This is a genomic window from Streptomonospora mangrovi, assembly GCF_027604915.1.
GTDB classification, from domain to species: Bacteria; Actinomycetota; Actinomycetes; order Streptosporangiales; family Streptosporangiaceae; genus Streptomonospora; species Streptomonospora mangrovi.
The window spans coordinates 47,160-54,612 of sequence record NZ_JAJAQC010000052.1 but is presented as its reverse complement, the minus strand read 5'-3'; the positions used below and the strand labels follow the sequence as shown (position 1 = coordinate 54,612).

General features: G+C 71.4%; 5 protein-coding genes. 3 read left to right on the top strand and 2 right to left on the bottom strand.

Annotated elements, in window-relative coordinates; translation table 11 throughout:
* A partial coding sequence (locus LG943_RS23450; protein ID WP_270074521.1) for a ComF family protein occupies nucleotides 1-418 on the top strand: 418 nt, incomplete at its 5' end.
* Between the two features lie 836 nt (nucleotides 419-1,254).
* A complete protein-coding gene (gene hpf, locus LG943_RS23445) occupies nucleotides 1,255-1,932 on the top strand; it encodes a ribosome hibernation-promoting factor, HPF/YfiA family (protein ID WP_270074520.1) in 678 nt (225 codons plus the stop codon).
* A gap of 229 nt (nucleotides 1,933-2,161) precedes the next feature.
* Here hpf and LG943_RS23440 read toward each other — a convergent pair whose 3' ends face one another.
* A complete protein-coding gene (locus LG943_RS23440; protein WP_270074519.1) occupies nucleotides 2,162-2,596 on the bottom strand; it encodes a hypothetical protein in 435 nt (144 codons plus the stop codon).
* 273 nt (nucleotides 2,597-2,869) lie between these two features.
* Between LG943_RS23440 and secA the strand changes: the two genes are divergently transcribed.
* Nucleotides 2,870-5,773, top strand: coding sequence for a preprotein translocase subunit SecA (secA, locus tag LG943_RS23435; RefSeq protein ID WP_270074518.1), 2,904 nt, complete (start codon nucleotides 2,870-2,872; stop codon nucleotides 5,771-5,773).
* A 206-nt stretch (nucleotides 5,774-5,979) separates the two neighbouring features.
* Here secA and LG943_RS23430 read toward each other — a convergent pair whose 3' ends face one another.
* On the bottom strand, nucleotides 5,980-7,437 hold the full coding sequence (locus LG943_RS23430; protein ID WP_270074517.1) for a PTS transporter subunit EIIC: 1,458 nt from the start codon (nucleotides 7,435-7,437) through the stop codon (nucleotides 5,980-5,982).
* Nucleotides 7,438-7,453 lie beyond the last annotated feature (16 nt).

Genomic DNA, 7,453 nt, shown 5'->3' with positions numbered 1-7,453 from the left:
GGCCGGGCGGCGCCGGGGCGTGCTGCTGGTGCCGGTGCCCGCCCGGCCCGGCGCGCTGCGCCGGCGCGGCTACGACCCCGTCGCCCTGCTGCTGCGCGCCGCCGCGCGCGCCCCGGTCGCCCGCGCCCACCGGGTGGCGCCGCTGCTGGCCCACCGGCGGCGCGTGGCCGACCAGGTCGGGCTCGACTCCCGGGGCCGCCGGGCCAATCTCACCGGCGCGCTGGCGGTCCGCGCCGGGCCTTCGGCCGCGCCCGGCCGGGCCGGTGCGCGCGCCCACCCGGGCGACCTGCGCGGCGCCGTGGTCGTGGTCGTCGACGACGTGCTGACCACCGGCGCCACCCTGGCCGAGGCGTCGCGGGCGCTGCGCGCCGCCGGGGCGCGGGTGGTGGGCGGAGCAGTGCTGAGCGAGCGCCGGTGAGCCCCCGGGGAGCCCGTGCGGCACACCTGCGGCGATTTTTTACCTTTGTCCGTGATTTCCCGCCTGATCGGCGGGTTCACCGCGGTTCACGTGCCCGCCGAGGCCGTACGGAGCACGATCACGACCTGACATCTGAGGGAACTCGGGTTAGCGTTCAGGGCATGGCACCCGTCCGGGTCCGTGGTTGCGCCGGGTACAGCGCCCCCTCGCGGGGGCGCGGATCCGGCAAGCCGATGCCAGCCGCAGGCGAAACGGCCCACGTAAGGCGACTTTTCGTCGACCGATCACGGTGCGGCTTAGAGGTAAGTCCTGCCCCGCGGAGGGACCCGATGTCCCTCGCTGGCGGGAGAAGGGCAGTAGTCGCACTCAAGCGCGGCGACCCCCTCAGCAGGCGGATGTGGGGACGAAGACCAGGTCGGCCGGACGGGTGGCATGCTTCTTCGCCGTGCCCGCGCGCCGCCGGCCGCTGTGCCGCGTCCCCGCGCGCCGCCCCACCGGCCTCGCTCGCCCCACCCGCTGCCGCCGCCCGCGCCGCGCGGCCGTCCGCCGTGCCCTTCGCGCGGCCGGCGCCCCCGGTGGCCGGCGCGGCCCGCGCCGCCGCGCGATTGGCGCCCCGTACCCGGATACGAGCCGTGATCTTGTGGGTATACGGAGAGCCACAACACCAGACGCACCAGGACCGACTCAGCCGCCCGCGCTCGCCTCTCCGACGCGGCGGGCGGTTCGGAGAGGAGGCACGCGGAGACGTCGAGCCGCTTCGCGCCGCCGGCGCGCTGCGGTGAAACGCCAGCTAAGAAGGCCATCACCTGCGATGGCCACGCGTTGAAGGGGGTCTAGTGGACATCATCGTCAAAGGTCGCCGCACGGGTGTCAGCGACAAGTTCCGGCAGCACGTCGAGAACAAGCTGAGCAAGCTCTCCAAGTGGGAGAAGAAAGGCATGACCGTCGATGTGGAGGTGTCCAAGGAGCGGAATCCCCGGATGGCCGACGAGTGCGAACGCGTCGAGCTGACCATCCGCTCCGCCGGCCCGGTGATCCGCAGCGAGGCGTGCGCCCCCGACCGCTACAACGCCCTCGACCAGGCGGTCGACCGCATCGAGGCGCGGCTGCGCAAACTCGCCGACCGCAAGAAGGTCCACAAGGGCAACCGCGCCCCGGTGTCGGTGGCCGCCGCCACCGCCGGCCTCGCCAACGGCGGCCCCGGTCCCCTCGGGGAGGTCGCCGAGCCCCCGGCGGTGCCGCGTCCGGCCGAGGAGCCCGAGGAGTTCGACGGCGCCGCCGTCGACGACCAGTTCGCCGACGAGTTCGTCGAACTCGACACCCAGGGCGGCCGGCCCGTGATCGTCCGCGAGAAGTTCCACTCGGCCAAGCCGATGACCATCGACCAGGCCCTCCTGGAGATGGAACTCGTCGGCCACGACTTCTACCTGTTCCACGACGAGGACCGCGACGCCCCCAGCGTGGTCTACCGCCGCAAGGGCTTCGACTACGGCGTGCTCCGCCTGGTCGACTGACCCCGCCCGGCGGGTGCGTTGGCGTGGTCCCGGAGCGGTTCGGCCGCTCCGGGACCACGCGTGTGCACACCGCCGCGACACCCGCGGCCCCGACCGTCCCGCCCGTCCCCTCCGCGCCGTCCGTCCCCGCACCCCCGCGAGCCCGGACGGGCGCACACGGACGCCCCGGCACGCGGGCCGGGGCGTCGGGTCGGGGCGTCGGTTGGGGTGGGAACGGACCGGGCCGGCTTTAGCCGTCGGTGGCGGCGCGGTGGCCGTCGCGCAGCTCGGCCTGGGCGCGGTCGTGGGACTTGATCCGGTGCAGCGGGGTGTTGTGCGGCTCCTCCGACTCGTGGTGGGGGGAGTCCAGCACGACGTCGGTGAAGATGTCGGTGACGAAGCAGAGCACACCGCCCACGGCCATCAGCACCAGCGCGGCGCCGATCAGCCACCAGTTGAGGCCCAGCGCGATCCCCAGGCCGCCCAGCACGAACCCCACGACGATCACGCCGACCGCCAGCCAGGACCCCAGGCGCCCGCGGTGGCTCTGGGTGGGCGCGAACTGCCCGCCCTCGCCCTGGTAGCCCCGGACGTAGCGGTGCTCCTGCTTCTTGTCGCGCTCGAACTCGCCGCCGCCGGTGCTCGGGTCGTCGTATCCGGTGTCGCGGCCTTTCGGTTCGGTCATTTCGGCACCCCCGGTACCAATCGGCGTGCTCCTGGCACGCGCTGCCGTTTTCGGCTCGGGTCCTTGCGTCCTTTCCGTCTTCCTCCTTCGGGTATCCCCGCCACCTGCGAAGTAAACGGCGGACAACCGGCGGCGGCACGCCCGGCGGCCATCCACAGTGACGACGCGTGCGTGTACGGCGAGGCAATAGGGTCGCCTACGATGGAAAGCTGGGGGTCAAGGATCCGTCCCGCCTCCGGACGCGGGCCCAGATCTGCGAGGAGCGCATAGCAAGTGCCAGGCATACTCGACAAGGTCCTCCGCGCGGGCGAAGGCAAGATCCTGCGCAAGCTGCGGAAACTCAGGGACCAGATCAATTCGATCGAGGACGACTTCGTCGATCTCAGCGACACCGAGCTGCGCGAGCTCACCGAGGAGTTCCGCGAGCGCCACAAGGACGGCGAGTCCCTCGACGACCTCCTGCCCGAGGCGTTCGCCACCGTCCGCGAGGCCGCCAAGCGCACGCTGGGCCAGCGCCACTTCGACGTCCAGCTCATGGGCGGCGCCGCGCTGCACCTCGGCAACATCGCCGAGATGAAGACCGGTGAGGGCAAGACCCTGACCTCCACCCTCGCGGTCTACCTCAACGCCCTGTCGGGCAAGGGCGTCCACGTCGTCACGGTCAACGACTACCTGGCCAAGCGCGACGCCGAGAACATGGGCCGCATCTACCAGTTCCTCGGCATGGAGGTCGGGGTGCTGTCCCCCGACATGCGCGGCGCCGACCGCCGCGCGGCCTACGCCGCCGACATCACCTACGGCACCAACAACGAGTTCGGCTTCGACTACCTGCGCGACAACATGGCGCTGTCGCTGGAGGAGACCGTCCAGCGCGGCCACGCCTTCGCGATCGTCGACGAGGTCGACTCCATCCTCATCGACGAGGCCCGCACCCCGCTCATCATCAGCGGCCCGGCCGAGCAGAACTCCAAGTGGTACGCGGAGTTCGCCAAGATCGCGCCGCGCCTGCGCCCCGACGTCGACTACGAGGTCGATGAGAAGCACCGCACCGTCGGCATCACCGAGAGCGGCGTCGCCAAGGTCGAGGACTACCTGGGCATCGACAACCTCTACGAGTCGGCCAACACCCCGCTGATCAGCTTCCTGAACAACGCCATCAAGGCCAAGGAGCTGTACCGCCGCGACAAGGAGTACATCGTCAAGGACGGCGAGGTGCTCATCGTCGACGAGTTCACCGGCCGTGTGCTGCGCGGGCGCCGCTACAACGAGGGCATGCACCAGGCGATCGAGGCCAAGGAAAAAGTCCGGATCAAGGACGAGAACCAGACCCAGGCCAAGATCACCCTCCAGAACTACTTCCGCCTCTACGACAAGCTGGCCGGCATGACCGGTACGGCCGCCACCGAGGCCGCGGAGTTCAACCAGACCTACGGCATCGGCGTGGTGCCGATCCCCACCAACAAGCCGATGGTCCGCACCGACGAGCGCGACGTCATCTACAAGGGCGAGGACGCCAAGTTCGAGGCCGTCGTGGACGACATCGCCGAGCGGCACGAGGAGGGCCAGCCGGTCCTGGTGGGCACCACCAGCGTCGAGAAGTCCGAGCTGCTGTCCAAGATGCTCAAGCGGCGCGGCATCCCGCACGAGGTCCTCAACGCCAAGAACCACGCACGTGAGGCCGCGATCATCGCCCGCGCCGGCAAGCTCGGCGCCGTCACCGTGGCCACCAACATGGCCGGCCGCGGTACCGACATCATGCTCGGCGGCAACCCCGAGTTCATGGCCGACGAGGAGTTGCAGAAGCGCGGCCTCCAGCCGCTGGAGACCCCCGAGGAGTACGAGAAGGCGTGGCCTGAGGCGCTGGAGGCGGCCAAGAAGGAGGTCGAGAGCGAGCACGAGCAGGTGGTCGAGGCCGGCGGGCTCTACGTCCTGGGCACCGAGCGCCACGAGTCCCGGCGCATCGACAACCAGTTGCGCGGCCGCTCCGGCCGCCAGGGCGACCCCGGCGTCTCGCGGTTCTACCTCTCGCTCGAGGACGACCTCATGCGCCTGTTCAACAGCGCGCGGGTCGAGATGATCTACGACCGGCTGAACATCCCCGACGACCAGCCGATCGAGTCCAGCGTCGTCACCAAGGCCATCCAGTCGGCGCAGGCCCAGGTCGAGCAGCAGAACTTCGAGATCCGCAAGAACGTCCTGAAGTACGACGAGGTCCTCAACCGCCAGCGCAAGGTCATCTACGCCGAGCGCCGCAAGGTGCTGGAGGGCGCCGACCTCAAGGACCAGGCGCTGGGCATGGTCGACGACGTGCTCGACGGCTACGTCCGCGCCGCCACCGCCGAGGGCGACCCCGGCGACTGGGACTTCGACAAGCTCTGGACCGCGTTCAAGCAGGTCTACCCGGTGAGCTTCACAATCGACGAGCTGATCGAGGAGAACGGCGGCGAACTCGCCAACCTCACGCCCGACCTCATCGCCGAGCGCGTGCTGGAGGACGCCCACACCGCCTACGAGGCCCGCGAGGAGGCGCTGGGCGCCGACAACATGCGGATGCTGGAGCGGCGGGTCATCCTCGTGGTGATGAGCCGCAAGTGGCAGGAGCATCTCTACGAGATGGACTACCTCCAGCAGGGCATCGGCCTGCGGGCCATGGCGCAGCGCAACCCGCTGATCGAGTACCAGCGCGAGGGCTTCGACATGTTCCAGCAGATGCTGGAGGCCATCAAGGAGGAGACCGCCAGCACCCTGTTCCGGGCCGAGGTCCGGTCGGCGCGCACCGCGGTGACCGCGGCCAGCGCCGCCGCCACCGCCGGCGCACGCGGCGCGGTCCTGGCCACCGCGCCCTCGGACACCGCCACCGAGGAGACCGATGAGGACACCGCCTCGGGCGCGGCGGCCGACTCCGCCGCCGCGGCCCCCGCGGAAGCCGATTCCGAGGAGGCCGCCGCGGAACCGGTGGAGTCCGGCGCGGACGGCGCGGACGACCTTGAGGTAGAGGGCCTGGCCGACCTCCGCCCGAGCCGGTTGCAGTACTCCGCGCCGGCCGAGGGCGGCGGGGTCGAGACCCGCACCGAGACCGTCGAGGACGCCTACGCCGGCACCTCCCGCAACGCCCCGTGCCCCTGCGGCTCGGGCAAGAAGTTCAAGCGCTGCCACGGAGACCCGCGCAACCGCTGACGGTTGGGCGGCCGGGTCCGCGCGCCGCGACGGCGGCCGGAGGGTTCCCCTCCGGCCGCCGTCGGCGTTCCCGGGGGTCTCGGGGCGCGACCGCCGCCCCCACGCACCCCGCCGCGCCGGGCGGGCGCCGGCGGGGGAGGGCGCGCCAGACGAAAAGGCGGGCCCCGCCTGCGCGGGACCCGCCCCTTGAGGTGGTGCCGGTGGACCTAGGGCGCGGCCGGCGGCGGGGTGCCGCCCTCGCCGCCCGTGCCGGTGGTGCCGCCCTTGTCGGCCGTGCCGGTCGCGGTGCCGGTGCCCGCCTCAGCCGGCGCGGCGTCGGGGTTGGCCGCCACCGACGCCTTCTCCTCGATGGGCTCCCGCCCGGGCGTGGGCAGGTTCATCCGCGTGATCAGGAAGTAGAAGATCACGTAGTACAGGGCGAAGTAGACCACGCCCATGAGCAGGATCCACACCAGCCCGGTGGTGTTGGATTTGAACGCGTTGAGCAGCAGGTCGATCAGGCCCGCCGAGAAGCCGAAGCCCAGGTGGGCGTCGAGCGCGTTGAGCACCGCCATCGACACACCGGTCAGCACCACGTGCACCACGTAGAGCACCGGCGCGATGAAGATGAACGCGAACTCGATCGGCTCGGTGATACCGGTGACGAACGCCGTCAGCGCCGCCGAGATCATGATGCCGCCCACCGCCGGGCGCTGGCTGGGGTGCGCCGCGCGCCACATGGCCAGGGCCGCCGCCGGCAGGCCGAACATCAGCACCGGGAAGAAGCCGGACAGGAAGCCGCCGGCCGTGGGGTCGCCCGCCAGGTAGCGGTTGATCTCGCCGTGGAACACGTCGCCGGTGGCCGGGTCGGTGTAGCTGCCGAACACGAACCACACCACCGAGTTGACGATGTGGTGCAGGCCGAAGGGCAGCAGCAGCCGGTTGACCACGCCGTAGACGCCGGCGCCCACCGCGCCCGAGCCCACGATCCACTCGCCTAGGCCGTTGATCCAGCCGCCCACCGTGGGCCATACGAACCCGAAGACCACCGCCACCACCAGGGCCGCCACAGCCGTGATGATGGGGACGAACCGGCGGCCGCCGAAGAAGCCGAGCCAGGCCGGCAGCTTCACCCGGTAGTAGCGCTGCCACAGCAGCGCCGCCAGCAGGCCGATGACGATGCCGCCGAGGACGTCGGTGGGGTTCTTGACGCCCCAGTTGATGGCCTCGGCGCCCTCGGCGTCGAAGGTCGTGACCGCCTCGCGCAGTTCGCCGCTGGGGTCGAAGTTGAAGAACATGTAGCGGGTCACGCGGTCGAACACCACGTAACCCACCACCGCGGCCAGGGCGGTGGAGCCGTCGGCGCGCCGGGCGAAGCCGATGGCCACGCCCACCGCGAACAGCAGCGGCAGCGCCTGGAAGAGGGCGTCGCCGGCGGTGCCGATGACGCCGGCCACCGGCGCCATCCAGCCGAAGCCGCCGACGTCGGCGAGGCCGCCGGGGTCGGCGCCGTTGGAGCCGAGCATGTCGCCCTGGCCCAGGCGCAGCAGGATGGCGGCGGCCGGCAGGACGGCGATGGGCATCATCAGGCTGCGGCCGATGCGCTGGAGCACGCCCAGGATCGCCGAGGACGATCCCGATGATGTCTGGGGTTGACCGCCGGCGGCGGTCGAAGTGGAACTCACGGTTCCTCCCACTGGT

Bases quoted from the DNA above. Each gene is read 5' to 3' on its own strand.
- LG943_RS23440 (WP_270074519.1), bottom strand. From the start codon at position 2,596: ATGACCGAACCGAAAGGCCGCGACACCGGATACGACGACCCGAGCACC.